The following is a 22,096-nucleotide window of genomic DNA, read 5'->3' on the forward strand; positions in this document are numbered from 1 at the left end:
GGCGTCAGCCAACCTTGACCCGTGGCCCCTGGCCGTTCAGATTAACTCCCCTCACACTGAATCGACCCCCTGCTCGATAGCCGCCGCGACGTTGAGCGTTTTGGCATGCCGGTAGCCGACCTGGAAGATTTCGCGCGCCCGTTTTGCGTCGGTAACCGAAAAATTGGTGAGTTCGGGAGGTTCGATGAAAAAGTTACACAGCGCCGCTCGTTCGCGGGTTTTGCTCTGCACCGAGAGCACCAGGCTTCGTTCGAGCACGCCGCGCGCCGTGCGGATGGGCTTATGCGCCGGAAACGGGTTGCAGTGCGAGCCAATGAGGTAATCGACCTGCCCCACCACCGGCTCGACCGGCAGGTTGTTGAGCGCCCCCCCGTCGATATACTGTTTTTTGTTGATGAGCAACGGCTCGAAGATACCGGGCAGGCAGCACGACGCCAGCACGGGCCGGATCAGCTCGCCCTTATCAAAGATGACCAGTTCGCCGTCGGTAAGGTTCACCGCCGCTACGTGCAGCGGAATCGACAAGGCCTCGAAGCGATCTTCGGGAATGTATTTTTTGTAGAGGTCGATGATGGTGTCGATGCGCAGCAGGCCCATCCGCGTCCAGGCAGGCCGCAGGTGCCGCATAAACGCCGACGATTCGATCAGCCGCAGCGCCTCGTCGGGTGAGTAGCCGGTAGCGATGAGCGCGCCCACAATGGCCCCGGCGCTGGTCCCGGCCATCCGGTCGATCTGAATGCCCTGTTCCAGCAAGGCTTTGATGACGCCCAAATGTGCAAAGCCGCGTGCCCCACCGCCCGAAAGTACGAGTCCGATTTTCATAGCTGGATGTTACTACAGTAACGAGTGAATGAGTACGATTACTATCCAACAACAAACAAATTACCCAGACTGTCACCGAATTACACCAGATATTGGCGCATTCGGCCTACTCATTGAGCCGACGTACATCGCCCAGCCGGATCCCGCGCTCGGTTTGCACCACCGTTGCCGCCTCGACCGTGGGATCGTGTTCAAAAAGGAGCAGCCAGTTTTCGGCGGCGGCCTGCGTGAGCAGCCGTTCTTTTTCCTGCATCGTCAGCAACGGGCGCACATCGTAACTCATCACGTAGGGCAACGGCACGTGGCCCGACGACGGAATCAGGTCGGCGCAGTAGAGTAGCGTCTGGTCGCCGACGGTCAGTTTGGGTAACGCCATTTTCTCGGTATGCCCATCCACGTAGATCAGTTCGAGGCCAGGTACCCCGACCGGGCTGGGCAGGCCGTTCAGGTACGTTGCCTCGTCGAAATACCGCAGTTGGCCACTCTCCTGTAGGGGCAGTATGTTTTCGGCCAGAAACGACGCCTTTTCGCGCGGATTGGGCTGTATGGCCCACGCCCAGTGGTCGGGGTGCGTCCAGTAAATGGCGTTGGGAAAGGTGGGCAACAGCCGCTCCCCTACCCGCTCGACGGCCCCGCCCACGTGGTCGAAGTGCAGGTGCGTCAGCAGCACGTCGGTCACCTCGGTCACGTCGTAGCCCGCCTGCCGGACAGCCTCCCGAATGGGGTTACCGGGCTGTCGGCTGGGTACGTAGTGCGCAAAGAACTTATCGTCCTGCTTGTCGCCCATGCCCGTATCGACCACGATCAGCCGATTGCCGGTTTCAATGAGCAGGCACCGCATGGCCCACGTGCAACGGTTGAGCGCATCGGGCGGGTTGAGTTTCTGCCAGAGGGTTTTCGGGACTACGCCGAACATAGCGCCACCATCAAGCAGCAGCGGGCCAGTAGCAAGGGTTCTGATTGTCATTGGGTTTAGTTGTTGATTGGTTCAGCCGCCAGCCAGCTAAGGCTAGCGAATAGCGGCTTTTTGCCACGAACTTACGCACAACCCACAAAAAACGCCCCGCAACGCAACTCGCTACAGGGTGTTTCGGAAGGTATCCTGGCCGGTTGGCTTGGCTTAAACCAGCGAAACGGACGCTTCACCAATTAGTCTCTACCGATCATTCATACTCATCGGCCAGCACGGTATACGCAGGATCTTCCACAATATTGACCTCCACAAGGCTGGCGGCATTGGCCAGTAGCCGCCGACAGTCCGGGCTGAGATGGCGCAGATGGACCGTTTTTCCCGCCTGCTGGTAGTTGGCCATCAGTTTATGTAAGGCTTCGATTCCCGACATATCCGCCACCCGACTCTGCGCAAAGTCCACGATTACGTCGGCGGGGTCGCCCGTCACGTCGAACTTCTCCCGAAACGCCATCACCGATCCAAAAAACAAAGGGCCGTATACGTCGTAATGCTTTACGCCGGCCTCATCGACGTACTTACGGGCCCGGATCCGCTGGGCGTTTTCCCAGGCATACACCAGTGCCGAGAAAATTACCCCGGTCAGCACAGCCAGCGCCAGATTATGGAACAAGACCGTAATGGCCGCCACGACGACCATCACCAGCACGTCGTGCCAAGGCATTCGGCCAATCGTTTTCAGGCTCGCCCACTCGAAGGTACCAATGGCCACCATAATCATCACCCCCGTCAGGGCGGCCATCGGCAATTGCTCGATGATCGGTGCGCCGACCATAATAAACACCAGGAGCATCACCGAAGCTACGATACCCGACAGGCGGGCCCGTGCACCGGACGAAATATTGATAAGGCTCTGGCCGATCATGGCGCAGCCACCCATACCGGAGAAAAACCCGGTCGTGAGGTTTGCCAGGCCCTGCGCCATGCATTCCTTATTGCTCCGCCCCCGCGTGTTGGTCAGTTCATCGACGAGGTTCAGCGTCAGCAGGCTTTCGATCAGCCCTACCCCGGCTACAATGACGGCGTACGGGAATATGACCGACAGCGTCTGGAACGTAAGGGGCAGATTGGGTACGTGAAAGGGCGGAAACCCGCCTTTGATGGAGGCGATATCGCCGACCGTACGCGTGTTGATGCCCAGGCCAATCACCAGCAGGGAAACGGTTAGGATAGCGACCAGTGAAGCTGGCACGGCTTTGGTCAGTTTTGGCAGCCCCCATATGATGAGCATGGTCAGCGCAACCAGCCCCAGCATAATCAGCAGCGGCAGCCCAGTCATCCAATGCAGCGCCCCGGTGGCATTGGCCACTTTAAACTGTGCCAGTTGCGACAGAAAGATGACGATAGCCAGCCCGTTGACGAAGCCAAACATCACCGGTTGTGGCACCAGCCGGATAAACTTGCCCAGCCGCAGCAGCCCGGCCACTATCTGCAACAGGCCAGCCAGCACAACCGTGGCAAAAACATACTCCACACCGTGCGACTTGGCCAGTGTGACAATGACCACCGCGACGGCCCCGGTAGCCCCGGAGATCATACCCGGCCGACCACCTAGCACAGACGTGACCAGCCCAATGGTAAAGGCGGCGTACAGACCGGTTAGCGGTGACAGACCCGCGATGAGCGCAAAAGCAACCGCTTCGGGAATCAGCGCCAGCGCAACGGTAAGCCCGGACAGAATTTCGTTTTTGTAATCAACTTTTTGATTGAAATCGAACAGATTGAGCGTGACTTGCATCGTATCGAGTGTAAAAACAGATGATAGGTCTACCCACCTAGGTCGGCAGACGGCGGTATAGATTCGGATTTATAAAGGCAGAAAAGCAACCAGGAGGGGTTAACCGTACCGGCAGGCCTGGTTAGCAGCTCGACAATAGCCTAAATGTGACGGATATAGGCGACGAGCGCGGTTCCTGAGTAAGACAGGGCCATAAGCGACATGGTGGCTCCAGGCCGCAGAGCGACAGCCAGACCAGCCTTACCAACTAGAAACGAATAGTAATCTCCCCAGCCCGGAACGGGCGGTTACGCAATGTGCTGAGCTGTAGAGGTCAGCGGTGATTGATCAATCAGGGGGGAGTAAGCAGTAGCATGATTCTCGTAACTGATCGCAAAGGTTGGAAAGAATCGACCAACCTTCACACGTAATCTGAAAACTCAATAAAGTCTATTGAAAAAGGTCTATTTTCAGTGGTAATCCCACGAACACCGGCCCCTATTGTACTGGACAAGGGCAGTGGATTACACCACAGGACCAACTGGCCAATTCATAACTGGTGCCGTCTTCATCTTGGCAGTCGTTCCAGTTGTTCAAAAACGGGGATCAGGGCCTGCCCCTTTTCCGACAGGGTGTATTCGATATGCAACGGCTTCTGTCTCACCGTTATCTTGTCCAGGTAGCCTTCCTCTACTAACTCTCGCAACGAAAGGGCAAGCGACTGTTTGTTGGCCCCTTCGATCGTGCGCAGCAGCGCGTTGAATCGCAAGGGCCCATTCAACGCCAACCGGAATAGCTGGGGTTTCCATTTGCCCGACAGCAACTTGAGCACCTCTTCGGCCGGGCAATTGTTTTCTGGTTTCTGCATAATCTGGTAGTCAGCTTTTTTTTACTAATTGACTGTAGCCTCAACGCCGGCGCACCTTTGCAGGCGCCGGATAGCCACGTCAGGAAGCCGTCGTTTTCTCAACAACGTTGGGCAGGCTGGCGCCCAAGTAAACAGAAGATCATGGAAACTCAACGAATCAATCCGCTTTTGTGTGACATCGAGTCCGGGTTGTGTGAATTGCCGGATTCACCCTCCGCCACACAGCAACACGTGTCATCGAGCCCAACTCAACCCGTCCGAATCATCTATTTTACCGATCCGATTTGCTCGTCCTGCTGGGGCATCGAGCCGCAACTGCGCCGATTGAAACTCGAATATGGCCCTTACATTGAGCTGGAGTACCGGATGGGCGGGCTCCTGCCCGACTGGAGTTACAACAGTGGGGGCATCAGCAAACCCGCCGACGTAGCCTCTCATTGGGATGAGGTAAGTGGGCATTACGACATGCCTATCGATGGCGACGTATGGCTGGAAGACCCGCTCGACTCTTCGTATCCGGCTTCGATCGCCTTCAAAGCCGCGCAGTTGCAGGGTTCTCAAAAAGCCATCCGTTTCCTGCGGGCAGTGCGCGAACTGGTTTTTCTGCACAAAAAGAACATTGCTAAGTGGGCGCATCTGGCTACGGCGGCGAAGCAGGCAGGCCTGGATGTCGATCAATTTGAGACCGACTACAACGGAAAGGCCATCGCGCTGTTTGAAGACGACCTGGCGCTGGGCAGGCAGTTGGGCGTGCGGGGCTTTCCAACGCTGTTTTTCGTCGACAGTCAGGGGCAACTGGAAAAAGTGTATGGTACTCAACCCTACGCCACCTACGAAAACGCGCTACAGAAACAGCTGCCTTCGGTAGCCAAAATGCCGATTGATTCCGATTGGAAGCGGTTGTTTGCCACCTTCCGCACCCTCACAACCCGTGAATTTGCTGAACTCTCAGGCCATGATCGGCAGGAAGCAGCCGGTTATCTGCAAAGCCTGGTCGATGGGGGGCACCTCGATAAAGTCGTCACCAAAAATGGGGTCTTGTGGGTACGTCCCTGAGCGGTGCCTTGTATCACAGACAGGAGAGCTATCAACTCATTCATCCCCCCTTTGGAGATAAGCCGACCGCTGCCTTCTGAATACATAGAAGACCAACTGTAAAGCGTCCACAGAAAGAGCGCCCCGCAACTAGTTGCGGGGCGCTCTTTCTGTGTGGCAGCGAAGCCTAGCAACCATGTAGTTACTATTTCAGCTATCGTATATCATCGATAGTAATATACCGGTAGATTTATGGCGCTTCTAAAAAACCATAAACCAATGAAAATAACGTTTACCCACGCGCTTTGGGTGCTGCTTGTTGTTACTTCTTTCGCGGGCTGTAAAAAGAATAACGATCCGGCTATAACAAAAGCTGTCCCAGACCTATCAGCTGCTGCGGCCGGGACATACGTAGTAACGAACACATCTACGGAAATCGGTACCAAATCCTATTTGGCAGAATCTGCCCCCAAAGTAACGATCACGTCAAAGGGAGAGAACCTAGCCGATATGGAGTTCGTCCAAAGCCCGTCTCTGGAGTCTAGTTACAAGGCCATTGGGGTAAGCTTGACAGGTGTCTTGGGGGCCATCACCTTTAACCAGACATACACGACCGGGAACCTGAAAAGTGTATCAGGAACAATAAACAATAACGCATTAACCTGGAAGTTCCTGCCCACCAATAGTCGGGAGACTACAGCTGTTGCCCAAAAGCAGTGATTGAACGTTATCGGTATGACTTTCTGAGTTGTCGAGCTATGCGGAGACGCCTACCCTCACCCAGCATGTTTTTTGTATCTATGAAGCTTCAAGACCTTATTCGCCAGCAAAAAGCTGGCGTACAAATGCTCCAAACGGTCGTTTTACCTCCTAATAAATAGGGTATGTTATTACTGGTTACAATTCGTCGATAACTGCGTATATTTAGTGGTAAGAATGGGTTAAACCCCTCCCCTATGATTTTTGCCTATATCCGCGTATCGACTGACCGCCAAACGGCCGAAAACCAGCGGTATGAGATCCTGAAGAAAGCTGCCGCCGACCGGGTTCACGTCGACCACTGGGTTGAGGAAACCGTATCGGGCACCCGATCAGCCGACGAGCGCGCAGTGGGCCAACTATTATCCTCGATGAAGCCTAAGGATGTGCTGTATGTGACGGAGCTATCACGCCTTGGCCGTAGCCTAATGGAGATCATGGCTATCCTGCATTCGTGTATGGAGAAAGACGCCCGCGTCTATGCCATCAAGGAGGGGTACGAGTTGGGCAACAACATCAATAGCAAGATGCTAGCTTTTGCCTTCGGCCTATCCGCTGAGATTGAGCAGCAATTGATTAGTCAGCGTACACGCGAAGCGCTGGAACGTAAGAAAGCTGAGGGGACTAAACTTGGTCGACCGCAAGGAAGCCAGAACAAGCAAGTAAAACTGACGGGTAAGGAGGGCGCTATCCGCGAGTTGCTAAAGGCTATTGTGTCCCAATCTGCGATCGCCCGAATTTTAGGGGTTGACCGTCAAACTGTCAGTACATTCATCAAAAGTCGCATCATTCAGTAAATCTGTAAACCTATGTTTATTAAGAAATTTAATGTAAAAAATTACAAGTCTATAGTTGATTCAGGTGATTGTTACTTAGAAGCAGATATGACTATACTTGCTGGAAAAAATGAAAGTGGAAAATCCTCAATACTAGAAGCACTACACGACTTTAACGTATCAAATAGCATTGATAGAAGTTCCGTACCTCTTGATAAGAGGCCGGAAGATCTCGCGATATCTATAACCTTTTTAGCTTCAGAAAATGAAATTAAGGACTATTTAGGAATACGTGCAGTTTCTTTTGAAAATGGATGGCTGGAGATCACCGTAACCAAAGATTTTTACGATAGATATTTTATCCAGAAAGATTTGCTATCATTCCTCAAATTAGTAGACATACATTCGCCCGAATATTTAAAAAAAGAAAAAGAATTATTACAGGATTCATATAATGAATTCAAAGATATCTATGAGGAATTTGCTACGTCCATCAATCTGACAGACCTTTTTGTATTTGACAGTTCAGATATTGAAGGTTCCAGAGAGAATTTGCAATCTGAAATAGAGGCTCTTGTAGGCTTAAAAGAAGAAGATAATGATGATACAACACAAAGTACTCTAAGCAGCTACATAAAAATATTAAGCAACTTTTACAATGTGCTCAGTATTGTTTTAGATCAAGAGCAGAGCAACAAAGAGCAATGGGACAAATTCTTATCTTTTTTGCCTAATTTTATAATATTTAAATCATTTGAAGATATTTTACCAAACAGTATATCTTTTGAAAAACTCAAAGAGTCACCATTTATCCAAGATCTCGCATCAGTTAGTAGTATTGATGTTGAACTATTATTATCAAGCGATACTCGCCGTAAAATAAAGCACAAGGGCGACATAAATTTTAACATAAACACCACTTACTCAACATATTGGAACCAAGACAAGACTGAGTTAAAAATTGATTGGGATTCAAATGATTTAACCTTCTGGGTTGAAGAAGAATCGGAATTATATAGCCCAACTCAGAGAAGCAAGGGGAAACAATGGCATCTATCATTCTATTTAAAGACTTCAGCTAGGACTATTGACAATAAAACAAATATTCTCTTAGTTGATGAACCAGGCCTGTTTTTACACGCTAAAGCTCAGAGAGACATATATGATAGATTATTAAATACATCTCAAAATCAAAATATACAGTCTTTATTTACAACGCATTCACCATACCTTATTCGTCATGATGAACTTCAAAGAATAAGGTTAGTCCAGAAAAGCAGTATCAAATTAGGCACACAAATTATTTCAAAACTACATGCTGTCTCTGATAAAGAGACATTGACCCCGATAATGACTGCTATTGGCTTAGAATTGAACCAAGGTATTCAAAACATTAATCAAGCAAACAACATTGTCGTTGAAGGCCCGTCAGATGTGCATTATTTTAATGCCTTTTCAACTCTAATTAATGATAAGAGCATAAATTTTGTATTTGGCGGTGGCTCAGGTAATATGGGAAACATTGGCGCCATACTTACCGGATGGGGATGTAACGTTGGATACATCTATGATAATGATAAGGGCAAAGCTGATGGAGTGAAAAATTTGAAAAACACTTGGTTTGTTGATGGAAGTCAAATATTTTCAGTAACAGATATACTGAACGGATCTATAGAAGACATCTTTACAGTAGAAGAGTTCAAGCTCTATATATTGGAGGATGAAGAACAAGAAATATCAGGAACAGTGTCTGATTTTATGAAAAGCTCAGGTAAGTTCAAGTCTAAAATCAATAAGGTACTTGCTTCAAAAAAATTCTTAACATCTGTAAATAAAAAATCTGTCAACTTATCTGAAGAAACCTTAACAAAAATTCGCAACGTTTTTGAAAATCTGAAAAGTATATTCTATAATTCGCATAATAGTTAGTGTTTGTTTGAAACTACCACAATAAGCTCATCCTGTTTCGATGCCGCTTACTGCTAACACATTATTGTGTCAACATTTGTTTTGACGTGTGAAATTATATCATTTGATAAAGTGATCGAAAACATTGATCTGCTCCCGCTTCCGTCGCTCGCTCAAATGAACATACAGCATAGTTGTTTTAATTGAACTGTGGCCCATGTAGGCTTGAAGTGTTACCACATCGCCGCCTAGCTCAATGAAGTTAGTGCCAAATGTATGTCGGGCAGTGTGAGTGCTCATCTTAATAGTCCAGCCAAGCGAATCCGCGATTTTGCGTAATTGTCGGTTGGTGTATTGCTCGGTATACGTGGCAAAAAGCCGACCAGCATTTGCCGTTATAAACCGCTTGGCAATGGGGTATAAAGGAATGGATATCGTCTTGTGTTTGCTGTTGCGTGTCTTATGGGCGTTGAACACTAGGCAGTCCTCAAGGATGTCTTCTGCCTTAACGCGTTGAATGTCAGAACAGGCCAGTGAAGCAGGAGAACAGAAGATATTAGAGGATGCAGTACTTGGCGGCCGGTAAGTGGGGTTATCCCTGATGGCACGTGCATTACTTGCACCGACGGTGCGGTAGTGCACGAAAACGCCCCGCAACTCAACTAGCTGCGGGGCGTTTTCTGTGGGCCAGCCTGGGCTCGAACCAGGGACCACCTGATTATGAGTCAGGTGCTCTAACCAACTGAGCTACAAGCCCTTGCCTTATCTGACAAAGCAGTAAGACGGCACAAAAATACGCCATTTCGCTAAATTGTGCGCGATTTGATGGAATTTTATGGGCGAATGAAGCCTCTTGCCAGATAGCCGCAAGCGGTAATGCGTTAGCCAACAGGGTCTAACGTACCCAAGCCATCCGATCAAGCGCTGCCAACTGGCCTCCGTCCCATGACCAACCGCAAGAAGTTACTCAACGATCCTGTCTACGGCTTTATCAGCATCTCGTCGCCGCTGCTGTTCGACCTGATCGAACACCCTTACTTCCAGCGGTTACGGCGTATCAAACAATTGGGGCTGTCGGAATACGTCTACCCCGGCGCGTTGCACACCCGCTTTCACCACGCCCTGGGCGCCATGCACCTGATGGGGCAGGCCACCGCCACGCTATGCAGCAAAGGGCACCAACTCTCCGAGGCCGAATGTGAAGCCGCGCAGATCGCCATTCTGCTGCACGACATTGGTCACGGCCCCTTCTCGCACGTGCTCGAATGCTGCATTCTGGAAGACGTTCACCACGAGCAGATCTCGCTCATGCTCATGCACGACCTCAACCGGCAGTTTGGGGGGGCGCTGTCGCTGGCCATCCAGATGTTTGAAGGAACGTACCCACGACCGTTTTTCCATCAGCTGATTTCGAGTCAGCTCGATATGGACCGGATGGATTACCTCAACCGCGACTGTTTCTACACGGGCGTGGCCGAGGGCGCCATCGGTGCCGAACGGATCATCAAAATGCTCGACCTGGCCGACGATCAGCTGGTGGTGGAAGACAAAGGCATCCTGAGCGTCGAGAACTTCCTGAACGCCCGGCGGCTCATGTACTGGCAGGTATACCTCCACAAAACGTCGATCTGCTGCGAGTCGATGCTGGTGCAGATTCTGCGGCGGGCCCGTTTTCTAGCGCGCAACCCCGACATCGGTCACGAACCCATCGACGCTCTGCCCGACTTCATGCTGTTTCTGCGGGGCACCATTTCCCTGACCGATTTCATGTCGGACACCACGTACCTGCAGGCCTTTACCCACCTCGACGATTACGACATCTGGGGCTGCGTAAAAGCCTGGGCCAACCACTCCGACCTTGTGCTCGCCACCCTCTGCCGAATGCTGCTTGATCGGCACCTGTTCAAAATCATGCTGTCGACCGAACCCTTTGCCCCCACGCTGGTCGACGAACTGGCGCAGCAGCTTCGTAGCAAGGGCCTTTCCGACGACGAACTGTCGTACTTCCTGGTGGAAGGGCAAGCCTCCAACGCCGCTTACCTGCCCGCCATCGACTCCATCCGGATCAAGTCCAAAAACGGCTACGTGCGCGACATTGCCGACGCCTCCGACCTGGCCAACATCGGTGCTCTCTCGACCATTGTGCGGCGTCACTATATCTGCTGGGCGCGCGAGCTGGCCTGGGAGGCCAAGGCCAAGCAGGTTTGAGGTTTGGTGTATACCGTTTGACGTTAACACCCTGGTAAACCAGCATTAGCCAACGCCGTACAGTAAACACCAAACGCCAAACCCTGTACAGGGGTAACAATAAATTGAATTAATTGGCCATTTATACGAATAGTGCAATTTGTTGGTTACCTTGCGACCCTATTGTCGGCCCAGACAACCACTGTTTTTTTCGGGCATGAATCGCAAATGGAGTTTACAGTCAGGCAGATAGCCGCTCTACTGGATGGGGAAGTAAACGGGGACGACACATTAACAGTCAGCCGTTTAGCCAAAATTGAAGAAGCAACAACGGGCAGCATTTCTTTCCTTTCCAACCTAAAATACGAGCCCTATCTGTACAGCACTGGCGCATCGGCCGTCATTGTTGACCGCTCCTTTACGCCCCGCGAACCGGTTGCGGCGGCGCTTATTTTGGTCGAAAACTCCTATTCCGCGTTCACCCGATTATTAGAAGAGTACCATCGGCAGCTTACGTTTGCCCGGGTGGGTATCGAGCAGCCAACGTACCTGCACGCGAGTAGCCAACTCGGTGAGCACGTGTATGTTGGCGCATTTGCCTACGTTGGCAAAAACTGCCGCATCGGGTCGAACGTGAAGATTTACCCCCACGTGTACATTGGCGATAATGTCACAATCGGTGATAATACCGTCATCCACTCGGGGGCCAAACTCATCGATAACACGGTGGTTGGCAAGTTTTGCGTCATCCACCCCAACGCCGTCATTGGCTCCGATGGCTTTGGCTTTGCCCCCCAGCCCGATGGCACTTACAAAACCATCCCGCAGTTGGGCAACGTGATCCTCGAAGACTTCGTCAGCGTGGGCACCAATACCACGATCGACTGCGCCACGATGGGCTCGACGATCATCCGGCAGGGGGCCAAGCTCGACAACCTCATTCAGATTGGCCACAACGTCGAAATTGGCCGCAATACCGTGATTGCCGCCCAAACCGGCGTGTCGGGTTCGACCAAGATTGGGGAGAACTGCGTGGTGGCGGGGCAGGTCGGCTTTGCCGGGCACCTGATCATCGCCAACAACACCCGATTTGGCGCCCAAACCGGCGTGTCGAAGTCAGTGAAAGAAGAAGGGCAGTCGCTCAACGGCTCGCCCGCTTTCGATCTGAAAGACTCCCTGCGCGCGGCGGCCGTTCATCGCCGGCTGCCCGATCTGGAACGGCGACTTATTGACCTTGAAAAAGAAGTGCAGCGTCAGCAACGTACCGAATCTGGGCAAGCCTAGGCACCTAGTCGCTCCTGGCAGCTCAACGTTTCTCTTCAGTGACTGCGTACTAAACAAACATGAATATTAAACAGCAAACCATCCAGAAGGCCGTCTCAGTATCGGGCGTAGGCTTGCATACCGGCGTGTCGGCAACGATGACGTTTATGCCCGCCCCGGCCAATCATGGGTTCAAATTTCAGCGTATTGATCTGCCGGGCCAACCCACCGTCGACGCCGACGTCGACTTCGTGGTGGATCTGTCGCGCGGCACAACGCTCGAACAAAATGGGGCGCGGGTGCACACCGTCGAACATACACTGGCCGCGTTGGTAGGCCTGCAAATCGACAACGCGCTCATTCAGCTCGACGGCCCCGAACCGCCCATCATGGATGGCTCATCGATCAAGTTCGTCGAGGCGCTTCAGTTTGCCGGTATCGAAGAGCAAAACGCCGATCGTAAGTATTTCGAAGTTAGCGAATTCGTTCATTACCGCAACCCCGAAAAAGACATCGAGATTGCGGCCCTGCCCCTCAACGACTACCGCCTGACGGTAATGGTCGACTACAACTCGCAGGTAATCAGCAGCCAACACGCGTCGCTCAACGACCTCACGCTGTTTGCCGACGAAATCGCCTCGTGCCGCACGTTCGTGTTCCTGCACGAGCTGGAAATGCTCTATAAGCAGAACCTGATCAAAGGCGGCGACCTGAGCAACGCCATCGTGATCGTCGACCGCGACGTCGACGAAGACGAGCTGGATCATCTGGCCAAGATGCTCAACAAATCGAAGGTGGGTGTCAACAAGCAGGCGGGGATTCTGAACAACCTGCAGCTGCATTACCCCAACGAGATGGCCCGCCACAAGCTGCTCGACATGCTGGGCGATCTGGCCCTGATTGGGCGGCCCATCAAGGCGCAGATTCTGGCGGCGCGGCCCGGCCACGCGGCCAACGTGGCGTTTGCCAAGAAAATCAAGAGCCTGATTCAGAAGAATGCGCAGAATCAGGTACCGCAGTACGACCCGAAACAGCCGCCGATCTTCGACATCAACCGCATCGCACAGCTGCTGCCCCACCGCTACCCGTTCCAGATGGTCGACAAGATCATCGCGCTGGACGAAAGCAGTGTCATCGGCATCAAAAACGTGACGATGAACGAGCCGTACTTCCCCGGCCACTTCCCCGGCAACCCCGTAATGCCGGGCGTGATGCAGCTGGAAGCCATGGCGCAAACGGGTGGCATTCTGGTACTGAGCACCGTGCCCGACCCCGAAAACTACTGGCCGTACCTGATCGGGATCGAAAATTGCCGGTTCCGCCGCAACGTATTGCCCGGCGACACGGTAATCTTTCGGTGTGAGTTCACCTCGCCCATGAAACGCGGCATCGTTAAAATGCAGGGACGTGGGTATGTGAACAACAACCTTGTCTGCGAAGCCGACATGATCGCGAGTCTGGTGAAAAAGAAATAGTTCACTGTTCACCGTTCTCTGTCGGCTGTTGCTCTCTCCCAACAGGCAACTGACGACAGTGAACAGCGGACTTTTTTAACAGTACAGATGATTCAACCATTAGCCTACGTCCATCCCGAAGCTAAGATTGCTCAGAATGTGGTCATTGAGCCTTTCGCCATTATCCACAAGGACGTTGAGATAAAAGAAGGTACCTGGATTGGCTCCCACGCGGTGATCAATTCCGGCGCTCGCATTGGCCGTAACTGCAAGGTCTATCCGGGCGCTGTCATTGCGGGCACGCCCCAGGACCTGAAGTTCAAAGGCGAGATTACCCAGGCCATCATTGGCGACAACACCACCATTCGTGAATACGCGACCATCAGCCGCGGCACCGAAGAGCACTGGAAAACCGAGATTGGTTCAGACTGCCTCATCATGGCCTACGCCCACGTGGCGCACGATTGCCGCATCGGCAACCACTGCATCCTGACCAACAACGTGCAGATGGCCGGCCATGTGTACATGGGCGACTGGGCGATCATCGGCGGGTCGAGCTCGGTGCTTCAGTTTACTAAAATCGGGGCACACGCCATGATTTCGGGCGGGTCACTGGTACGGAAAGACGTACCCCCGTTTACCAAAGCGGCCCGCGAACCCCTCTCCTATGCCGGTATTAACTCGGTGGGGCTGCGTCGTCGGGGGTTCACCAACGAGCAAATCAACGAGATTCAGGAGATCTATCGGTACGTGTTCCTGCGGGGCCTCAACAACGCCGAGGCGCTCAACCGAATCGAACTCGACATTCCCGCCACGGCCGAACGCGACGAAATTCTCAATTTCATCCGCAACTCGGAGCGGGGCATCATGAAAGGCCCCGGCAGCAGCAGCGGGGAGTAATGTTGAATGCACAATGAATAATGGACAATGCACAATGAGGTTGCACATCCTGGGTTGGCGCTGGTTCGTTGTCCATTATTCATTGTGCATTGTCCATTCCTTTTTCAATGATCATCACGGCTCAACAGCTTGGCAAAAAGTACCGCCGCGAATGGATCTTCCGCGGCGTTGATCTGACGCTGTCGGCCGGAAACAGCTACACGTTTGTTGGCCCCAACGGGAGTGGCAAATCGACCCTGCTACAGGTCTTGGCCGGTATGCAGCCTTCGTCGGCCGGTACGCTGACTTATACCCACGCCGGACAGCCGCTTGCCGATGAGCACTGGTACCGCCACATGGTGCTGGCCGCCCCCTACCTCGAACTGATCGAGGAATTGACGCTGACCGAATTGCTCACGTTTCATGGCCGCTTCAAACCTTTTCGGGCCAACGCCAACGTACCTGAGCTCATCGACCGCATGCAGTTGAGCCACGCTCGCAACAAAGAGATTAAGTTTTATTCGTCGGGAATGAAGCAGCGGGTGAAGCTGGGGCTGGCCTTTTTCTCCGATGCCCAGCTGGTCATGCTCGACGAGCCAACGGCCAACCTAGACTGGCAGGGAGCTGCCTGGTACAAAGAACACGTACTCCAACTCCCGCCCGACGTCTTGCTGCTGATTGGCTCCAATCAACCCAGCGAATACGACTTTTTCCCCCGTGCACACGCCAACGTCATCGAGGTGACGCAGTGGAAATAAGGCCAGTCGGGATGCCCCGACTGGATAGTAGGCTGGTAACAGTGCAAAGCCGTTCATGGTAATCAAGGCAAACGAACGTACCTGAACAGCAAAAGCCCGGAGTGTAGTCGTCGGCTTTTTGCTGTTCAGGTACGTTCGTTTGCTGGCGTTTGCTCTACTGAACTGCCAGAATCTTGAATTCTGTCCGTCGGTTCTGCTGGTGTTCGTTTTCCGAACATTCAACCCCGTCTGTACAGCCGTTTACAATCTCGTTTTCGCCGTAGCCTCTGGCCGATAGCCGTCCTGCCTGAATGCCCCGCGACACCATGTAATCCATGGCCGCCCGCGCCCGGCTCTCCGACAGCCGCATGTTGAAGGCATCCCCCGAGCGCGCGTCGGTATGTGACCGCAGTTCGATTTTCATCGTCGGATATTCTTTCAGCAGCGATACCACCCGGTCAAGTTCGCGGGCCGCGTCGGGGCGGATAAAGAATTTACCCAGATCGTAATAGATGTTTTTCAGCTGAAAGACGTCGCCCTCCCCGTAAATCCCGATCGAGTCCGGGGCGGTTTTCTGGCTGGCCACCACCCGCTTGGGCTGTTTACCGATTTTGGCTTTCTTGGTCGCGTATCGGTCTTTCTCGGCCGTGAGCGAGTAGCCAGCGTTGGGTTTCACGTTAAACTCATAGCCGCCATCGGGGCCAGTCACCACGGTCTGCGTGTTTTTGTTCTTGTCGTCGCGCAGCGTCACCTTCACGCCTTCGGCCGGCTTCTGGTTCACCTCAGTTTTTACCACACCCCGGATAATCGTGTTCTCGCTCTTCTCCAGATAAATCGAGATGTTCATCTCGGGCTTGTTCGACTGGGTCAGGGTTGAGAAACGGGCGCTGTTGGAAGCATAGCCTTCTTTCAGTGCTTTGAATTCGTATTCCGTATTGATGTCGAGGCACAGGTCGGTTTTACCATCGGGGCTCGTCATTTTCAGTTCCTGGTTTGACCCGTTGCGTACAATCCGTACGTCGGCCGATTCAATGGGGCGGCCCGTTTTGGCATCAAACACCAGAATGTTCAACTGCTTACAGGCGCGGCGGAATGAATAGATATCATCGTCGCTGACGCCCTTACGGCGGTTACTGCTGAAATACCCGGTGGTGCGGCCCCGATCCGTGATTAGCCCGAAATCATCTTTTTCCGAATTGATGGGGTACCCTACGTTCTGCACGCCCCGGAAAGGGATGCCGTCGCGCATTTCGGCATAGAAAATGTCGAGCCCGCCGATGCCCTCGTGCCCGTCTGACGCGAAGTACAGGTTACCCGCCGAATCCACGTACGGGAACATCTCGTTGCCCTCCGTATTCAGTTCCTTACCCATGTTTACCGGCGTACCCCACTGCCCGTTGTTAAACTCCACCACATACAGGTCCGTGCCGCCATAGCCGCCGGGCATGTCCGACACGAAGTAGAGCTTCTGATCGTCGGGTGAGAAGGCCGGGTGCCCCACCGAATATTCGGGGCTGTTGAATGGTAACTCCGTTACGTCGTGCCATTTGTTGTTGCGCATCACCGCCGAGTACAGCTTCAGCTTACGGACCCCATCGGTGCTTTTGCCTGACTTGCCTTTGCTGCCGTTGTTGCGGGTGAAGACAATGAATGTCTGGTCTTTGGTGAAGGTCATCGGGCCTTCGTGGTACTTGGTATTCAGCGTGCGGCTGAATTTTTCGGCTTTCGACGTAGGCTTGCTTTCGGCTTCAATCTCAACCGACTGATCGCCCGCCGGGCCGCCACCGCCCAACACCGCCGTACCCGCCGGCCGAACGATCTGATCGAAGCCGGGGATGCGCAACTGATTGGTATCGGGGAAGAAATACAGGTCGAGGAAGGGCGTCTGGTTCCAGTTGAACACCCGTTTGATGACGCCGCCTTCGTCGCGCGACGACACAAACACCAGACCCGACTTATAGTACATCGGGCTGAAATCGGCCTGCCGGGAGTTGATCGCCAGGTTTTGCACCCGGAACGACGACGAGTCGAGGTAGAACCGGCTGGGATCCATCAGACCGATCGTGTTTTTCTTACCACGCAGGTCCTGCGTCTGGCGGCGCCCATATTCGCTATACATCTTCTGCCCGTCGCGCGTCTTGCCATTGCTGACGAGGGCCTGCGCGTAGTAGAGATAGATTTCGCTTTCCAGGTCGGGGTAGTTGGCGATCAGTTCGGCATAGACCCGTTCGGCGTTGCGCGAGTCCTGAAGCTTCCGATAGCAAATACCCAATTTGGTTAAGGCCTCGCGTGATTCTGCCGGTTCAACGCGGCCACGAAGGAAATCCTCATACATCCGCACGGCGGTGAGGTAGCTGTAGTTGTCAAACTGCTTATTGGCTGCCCGTAGCCGCATGCTTTGCGCCTGTAGCGTCAGCGAAGTGGCCAATAGCCCTCCAACAAGGAGCAGAACCCGCAGGTATCGGTTCATGTAGTAAGCGTTTTTTCTATGGGTATTCCGACTATTGCTGTAGTCCATCAAATTAAGTGCCAAAATTCAGGTTGTTGGAGTCAAACTCAACCGAACAATCTGTTCGGTCGTTTCGGTAATCCGGCTTCGATGCGCTGTACGCACACCGATCACCCACATCACTTCGCCGCCCGCTTCCAGCACCCAGACCGACGATCGTTGCGGCGCGGGCACTTTGGCGTTGGTCAGCAAATCGCTCACCAGTTGCGTACCCGCCAGCCCCAGTGGCCTGAACCGGTCGCCGGGTTGCCAGCGGCGCAGTAGCCAGGGTAGCAAGAGTTGTGCCGCATCGAACAGGGCCACCGTTGAGGGCGTTTTTAGGTTGCCATCCCAATTCGTCCGGTCAAATCGTTCGGCGGTAACGTACCCAGCGCCCGGTAAGTCGATGGGCTGCGCCGGCCACGCGGTCACCCGAATCGGCTGGGGAAGCGGGTCAGCCTGGGGAAGGAGCCAGATAGCGCCCCGCTCATGCACAAGCCGATGCGTAGCCGATTGGATTACCTGCCCATTTTTGACGAACGTATCCCCCTCGGCGTCAACTGAATGCCAAAATTGTTGTAAGGCCTGCGCCGAAAACCCATAGGGTCGGAGCCACTCGCCTAGCCGGAAGAGCGGTTCCGACAACGCTTTCACGGCCGCCACGTCCATTTTTACGCCCGTCGGTTGCGGTTGGGCAACTGCCGCCCAGGACGCGGTCATCGTTTCCTGCACAATCGCATCGGCAGCACGCAGGTAACCCACCGTTCGGGGCAGGTGAGCCAACAACCCCGGATTGATCGTTTTCAACACCGGCACTACCTGATGCCGGATTCGGTTTCGGGCGTATTTGTCGGTGGCGTTGGAGGTGTCTTCTCGCCAGGGCAGGCCCCGCTCCTGGGCATAGGCTTCGATCTGCTCACGGCTCGCAAACCACAGCGGCCGCACCACGCCCTGCTCCGTCCGGATGGGAATACCCGTCAGGCCAGTGAGGCCGGTGCCTCGCGTCAGGTTCAACAGCATGGTCTCCAGCACGTCGTCGGCCTGGTGGGCAGTAGCCACGGCAACGTACCCGTGCGCCGGGCAGAGCTGCGCAAACCAGCCATAGCGCAACTGCCGGGCCGTTACCTGCACCGACTCGCCCCGCCGGGCCGCTTCGGCTTCGGTGTCGAACCGTATCTGGTGAAACGGAACCCCGTAGTCGTTGGCCCTGTTTTCGACAAAAACGGCGTCGGCCTCCGATTCGGCCCCGCGCAGGGCGAAGTTCACGTGGGCGATCCCGAACGTAAAGCCATGCTGATGCAGCAGGTCGGTCAGCACCATCGAATCGATGCCTCCGCTGACGGCCACCAGCAGCCGATCCGTTTTGTTGAAGAGGCGGTGCTCGTTAATAAATGCTAAAAAGCCTTCCATCCGCCAGGTACGTTCTAACTTTGTCGGTCATTTGTCGTTGGTCATTCGTCGTCATGTGTTGCCTAAACACCGCCTGATCCCTTCGTCCGCCCATGACCAATGACCCACTACCTAATGACACAAGTGCAAAAATATAGCCTTTCTGTCCGTTTAATCGCGCTGCTCACCTTGCTGTTGGGCGGCGTCAGCCCGTTGTGGGCGCAGGTGGGGCGCCCGCCGGCCGCCGGTGGCACCGAGCAGGTCGAAATCCTAAACGCTGACAGTCTGGAGGTATTGCAAACGCCGGGCAACGTGACCCGCCGTCTGGTAAATAACGTGCGGCTACGGCACAAAGGGGCGCTGATGTACTGCAACCTCGCCATTCAGAACGCCACGTCCAACGTGATCGAGGCGTACGGTAACGTCCGGATTTTGCAGGGCGATACCATTACCGTACGCGGCGACACCATGTATTATTATGGCAACACGCGCTCATCAACCCTGTTGGGACGGGTGTCGCTCAAGGACCGGAAAATGACCTTGACTACTGCCCGCCTCGACTACGACCTGGCCAACGGTATCGCGCACTATCCGGTAAAGGGCCGCATCGTAGATAAGGAAAATATCCTGACGAGCGACGAAGGTTACTACGACACCCGGCTGAAGCAGTTCACGTTTATCCGCAACGTGCGGCTCGTCAGCCCGAAAAGCCTGCTCACGGCCGATTCACTGCTTTACAACAGCTTTACAAAGGTCGCCACCTTCCAGGGGCCAACCCGGATCGTCAACGAAGACGGCACCCTGCTGGCGCGCAATGGTACGTATAATACCGTCACACGCGTCTCAAATTTCCGACAGCGCGCTACGGCCTACACCGACAAATACACGCTCACCGGCGACACGCTGAATTTCGACAACCAAACCGAACTGGGCATTGCCCGGGGCAACGTGGTGCTGGTTGGGAAAGAGAACAACACCGTTATCACCGGCGATCAAGGACGCTACAACGGCAAAGCGGGCGTATCGCGGGTGACGGGCCACGCCGTATTGCGATCCGTCGTCAGCAAAGACACGCTTTACATGCGGGCCGATACGCTTTTCTCCTACGATACGCCGTCGGGCGCGAAAGAAAAACGCCCCCGCAAACTGATTGGGCAGCGAAACGTGCTGGTGTACAAATCGGACCTGCAAAGCCGCTGCGACTCGCTAGTGTACTCCGTTTCGGATTCGACCTTTTATTTCTACAAGAAGCCCATCGTCTGGAGCCAAAGCTATCAGATGGAGGCCGACACCCTGACCGCCAAGCTGAAAAACAACCGCATCAATACCATGCTGCTGCGGGGCAAGTCGTTTGTGGTGTCGCAGGATACGCTCAAATACTTTAACCAGATTAAAGGCCGGTCGATCACGGCTACCTTCCGCGACGTGCGCGATACGCTGCGCCCGCCGGTGGCCAAACGCGCCGTGAAGGCGGGAAGCCGAACGGCCGCCCGCACCGCGAGTGCGCCCAAAGCGCCGCGATCGACCACGGCCGTAGGGGGCCCACCCAAGGTAGAAGAGAAAACGGTTTTGGATCGCGTGGTGGTTGAAGGCAACGGTCAGAGCATTTATTTCGTAATAGACGATAAGAACGTGTTTACGGGTATGAACCGCGTGGATTGCAGCAAGATGACCATCGACTTCAAGAAGAATCGCGTAGGTACCATCCGATTCTATGGACAACCCGACGGGACGCTGATTCCGCCCAAACAGTTGACTGAAGACAAGAAAAAGCTCGACGGTTTCCGTTGGCGCGAGAAAGAAAAACCCACAAAAGAGCAGGTATTGGGGCAACCGGAGCCTAAACCAAAGCCCGCTGCCCAAACCACAGCGGGGCCAATTACTGTCTCGACGGCCATACCGGCTTCGATCAATGCGGCTTCACTTCAGAAAGAAGTTAATACAACTGGCCTGCCGGTAAATAGGAACGGCATTAAAATTGACGCCCTGAATAAACCATTCACCCCCAAATCGGGTCAAAAGCAGTAAATCGCAGGCAGAATTAACAATTTTTTAAGTACGAACGCGTTGACATTCCCCTTTCACACAGGTACGTTTGTAGTAAGCAATGGTAACGCATTGATTGTCAAGCATGAAACAAACTTTACAGATATATGGGTGTTTACTGGGCCTCTTGGTGGCCACTTCGTTGCGGGCGCAGGATCCCGGGCGGAGTCGGCTTAACCTGGGCCGCAAGGCACCTGCCAACTCACCAACCGCCACCACGTCGGTCAGCAAGCCCCAGCGATTGTTGGTGCCCCGCCCCTATGTGATGGCCCCGATGGACCGCCTGCTGACGCTGGGCAAGAACTCGGCCATCCGCGATTACTACCGCTCGATTCTGATTGCTCCGAGCGCCCAGTCGACCCGCACCGCCAGCAGCACTCGGGCCACCGCGGCCGAGACGCCTTCGATGCCGATCGTTGAGCGAAACCTCTCGGAGAATACGCTGCATTCGGAAGAGCGGATGTACGCCAGCGACCACCTCACGGTATCGAATATCTACCCGAACCCGGCCAACGACTTCGCCGACATTGATTACGCGATGAGCAGTGGCGTAGGTAGTGCCAGCATCACCCTGCTGAATATTTTGGGATCGCCCATTGCCGAGTACACCCTCGACCGCAATGAACGCAAGGTGCGCCTTCAAACCCGTGACCTGCCCACAGGCTACTACTTTTACCAACTCTCGGTAGAAGGCACCAAAGTCGCCACCAAGAAGCTACTGGTAAAGCATCAATAAGGTAGTCTGGTCAGTCGTGCTAAACTAAGTACGAAGTCTGGAAAGACGTTTTAAGCGGAAGC

At 53.8% G+C, this 22,096-nt stretch carries 18 protein-coding genes and 1 tRNA gene; 11 read left to right on the top strand and 8 right to left on the bottom strand.

Going from position 1 to position 22,096, the window contains the following annotated elements:
* Positions 1 to 51: 51 nt before the first annotated feature.
* The 4 genes from FAES_RS19660 to FAES_RS19675 form a co-directional block, all read right to left on the bottom strand.
* Positions 52 to 822 (bottom strand): patatin-like phospholipase family protein, encoded by a 771-nt coding sequence (locus FAES_RS19660; RefSeq protein ID WP_015332971.1) that lies wholly within the window; start codon positions 820 to 822, stop codon positions 52 to 54.
* A gap of 106 nt (positions 823 to 928) precedes the next feature.
* The gene (locus tag FAES_RS19665; RefSeq protein WP_041258169.1) at positions 929 to 1,789 is read right to left on the bottom strand and encodes an MBL fold metallo-hydrolase; all 861 of its coding nucleotides are present in this window, start codon (positions 1,787 to 1,789) and stop codon (positions 929 to 931) included.
* Between the two features lie 196 nt (positions 1,790 to 1,985).
* A complete protein-coding gene (locus tag FAES_RS19670; RefSeq protein ID WP_015332974.1) occupies positions 1,986 to 3,530 on the bottom strand; it encodes a SulP family inorganic anion transporter in 1,545 nt (514 codons plus the stop codon).
* A 547-nt stretch (positions 3,531 to 4,077) separates the two neighbouring features.
* Positions 4,078 to 4,377 (bottom strand): winged helix-turn-helix transcriptional regulator, encoded by a 300-nt coding sequence (locus FAES_RS19675; RefSeq protein WP_015332975.1) that lies wholly within the window; start codon positions 4,375 to 4,377, stop codon positions 4,078 to 4,080.
* A gap of 141 nt (positions 4,378 to 4,518) precedes the next feature.
* On the opposite strand from FAES_RS19675, the gene FAES_RS19680 reads away from it, so the two are divergent.
* The 4 genes from FAES_RS19680 (at position 4,519) to FAES_RS19695 (ending at position 8,876) form a co-directional block, all read left to right on the top strand.
* Positions 4,519 to 5,433, top strand: a complete 915-nt coding sequence (locus tag FAES_RS19680; protein ID WP_015332976.1) for a ClpXP adapter SpxH family protein — start codon at positions 4,519 to 4,521, stop codon at positions 5,431 to 5,433.
* A gap of 258 nt (positions 5,434 to 5,691) precedes the next feature.
* On the top strand, positions 5,692 to 6,132 hold the full coding sequence (locus tag FAES_RS19685) for a hypothetical protein (RefSeq protein ID WP_041258170.1): 441 nt from the start codon (positions 5,692 to 5,694) through the stop codon (positions 6,130 to 6,132).
* A gap of 236 nt (positions 6,133 to 6,368) precedes the next feature.
* Positions 6,369 to 6,968, top strand: a complete 600-nt coding sequence (locus FAES_RS19690; protein WP_015332977.1) for a master DNA invertase Mpi family serine-type recombinase — start codon at positions 6,369 to 6,371, stop codon at positions 6,966 to 6,968.
* Positions 6,969 to 6,980: 12 nt separating this feature from the next.
* On the top strand, positions 6,981 to 8,876 hold the full coding sequence (locus FAES_RS19695) for an AAA family ATPase (RefSeq protein WP_015332978.1): 1,896 nt from the start codon (positions 6,981 to 6,983) through the stop codon (positions 8,874 to 8,876).
* A gap of 99 nt (positions 8,877 to 8,975) precedes the next feature.
* Here FAES_RS19695 and FAES_RS29670 read toward each other — a convergent pair whose 3' ends face one another.
* Positions 8,976 to 9,497: a tyrosine-type recombinase/integrase gene (locus FAES_RS29670; RefSeq protein ID WP_158408796.1), complete on the bottom strand. Its 522-nt coding sequence runs from the start codon at positions 9,495 to 9,497 to the stop codon at positions 8,976 to 8,978.
* Between the two features lie 41 nt (positions 9,498 to 9,538).
* Positions 9,539 to 9,612 (bottom strand) — tRNA-Ile (locus FAES_RS19705).
* A 188-nt stretch (positions 9,613 to 9,800) separates the two neighbouring features.
* Between FAES_RS19705 and FAES_RS19710 the strand changes: the two genes are divergently transcribed.
* The 5 genes from FAES_RS19710 to FAES_RS19730 all read left to right on the top strand — a co-directional run bounded on the left by FAES_RS19710 (position 9,801) and on the right by FAES_RS19730 (position 15,396).
* Positions 9,801 to 11,063 (top strand): HD domain-containing protein, encoded by a 1,263-nt coding sequence (locus FAES_RS19710; RefSeq protein WP_015332979.1) that lies wholly within the window; start codon positions 9,801 to 9,803, stop codon positions 11,061 to 11,063.
* A gap of 207 nt (positions 11,064 to 11,270) precedes the next feature.
* A complete protein-coding gene (gene lpxD, locus FAES_RS19715; RefSeq protein ID WP_015332980.1) occupies positions 11,271 to 12,326 on the top strand; it encodes a UDP-3-O-(3-hydroxymyristoyl)glucosamine N-acyltransferase in 1,056 nt (351 codons plus the stop codon).
* Between the two features lie 59 nt (positions 12,327 to 12,385).
* On the top strand, positions 12,386 to 13,780 hold the full coding sequence (locus FAES_RS19720; protein WP_015332981.1) for a bifunctional UDP-3-O-[3-hydroxymyristoyl] N-acetylglucosamine deacetylase/3-hydroxyacyl-ACP dehydratase: 1,395 nt from the start codon (positions 12,386 to 12,388) through the stop codon (positions 13,778 to 13,780).
* Positions 13,781 to 13,867: 87 nt separating this feature from the next.
* Complete coding sequence (lpxA, locus tag FAES_RS19725) at positions 13,868 to 14,659, top strand: acyl-ACP--UDP-N-acetylglucosamine O-acyltransferase (RefSeq protein ID WP_015332982.1); 792 nt, start codon at positions 13,868 to 13,870, stop codon at positions 14,657 to 14,659.
* A 107-nt stretch (positions 14,660 to 14,766) separates the two neighbouring features.
* Positions 14,767 to 15,396, top strand: coding sequence for an ABC transporter ATP-binding protein (locus tag FAES_RS19730; protein ID WP_015332983.1), 630 nt, complete (start codon positions 14,767 to 14,769; stop codon positions 15,394 to 15,396).
* A gap of 154 nt (positions 15,397 to 15,550) precedes the next feature.
* Here the strand turns inward: FAES_RS19730 and FAES_RS19735 are convergent, their stop codons facing one another.
* The gene (locus FAES_RS19735) at positions 15,551 to 17,845 is read right to left on the bottom strand and encodes a carboxypeptidase regulatory-like domain-containing protein (protein ID WP_041258173.1); all 2,295 of its coding nucleotides are present in this window, start codon (positions 17,843 to 17,845) and stop codon (positions 15,551 to 15,553) included.
* A gap of 66 nt (positions 17,846 to 17,911) precedes the next feature.
* Entirely contained in the window at positions 17,912 to 19,273 is a 1,362-nt protein-coding gene (tilS, locus tag FAES_RS19740; protein WP_015332985.1) for a tRNA lysidine(34) synthetase TilS, read from the bottom strand.
* Between the two features lie 114 nt (positions 19,274 to 19,387).
* Between tilS and FAES_RS19745 the strand changes: the two genes are divergently transcribed.
* On the top strand, positions 19,388 to 21,280 hold the full coding sequence (locus FAES_RS19745; RefSeq protein ID WP_148289412.1) for an OstA-like protein: 1,893 nt from the start codon (positions 19,388 to 19,390) through the stop codon (positions 21,278 to 21,280).
* 103 nt (positions 21,281 to 21,383) lie between these two features.
* Positions 21,384 to 22,034, top strand: a complete 651-nt coding sequence (locus tag FAES_RS19750; protein WP_015332987.1) for a T9SS type A sorting domain-containing protein — start codon at positions 21,384 to 21,386, stop codon at positions 22,032 to 22,034.
* The last annotated feature ends 62 nt before the right edge of the window (positions 22,035 to 22,096 follow it).

The organism is Fibrella aestuarina BUZ 2 (assembly GCF_000331105.1).
Lineage (GTDB): Bacteria > Bacteroidota > Bacteroidia > Cytophagales > Spirosomataceae > Fibrella > Fibrella aestuarina.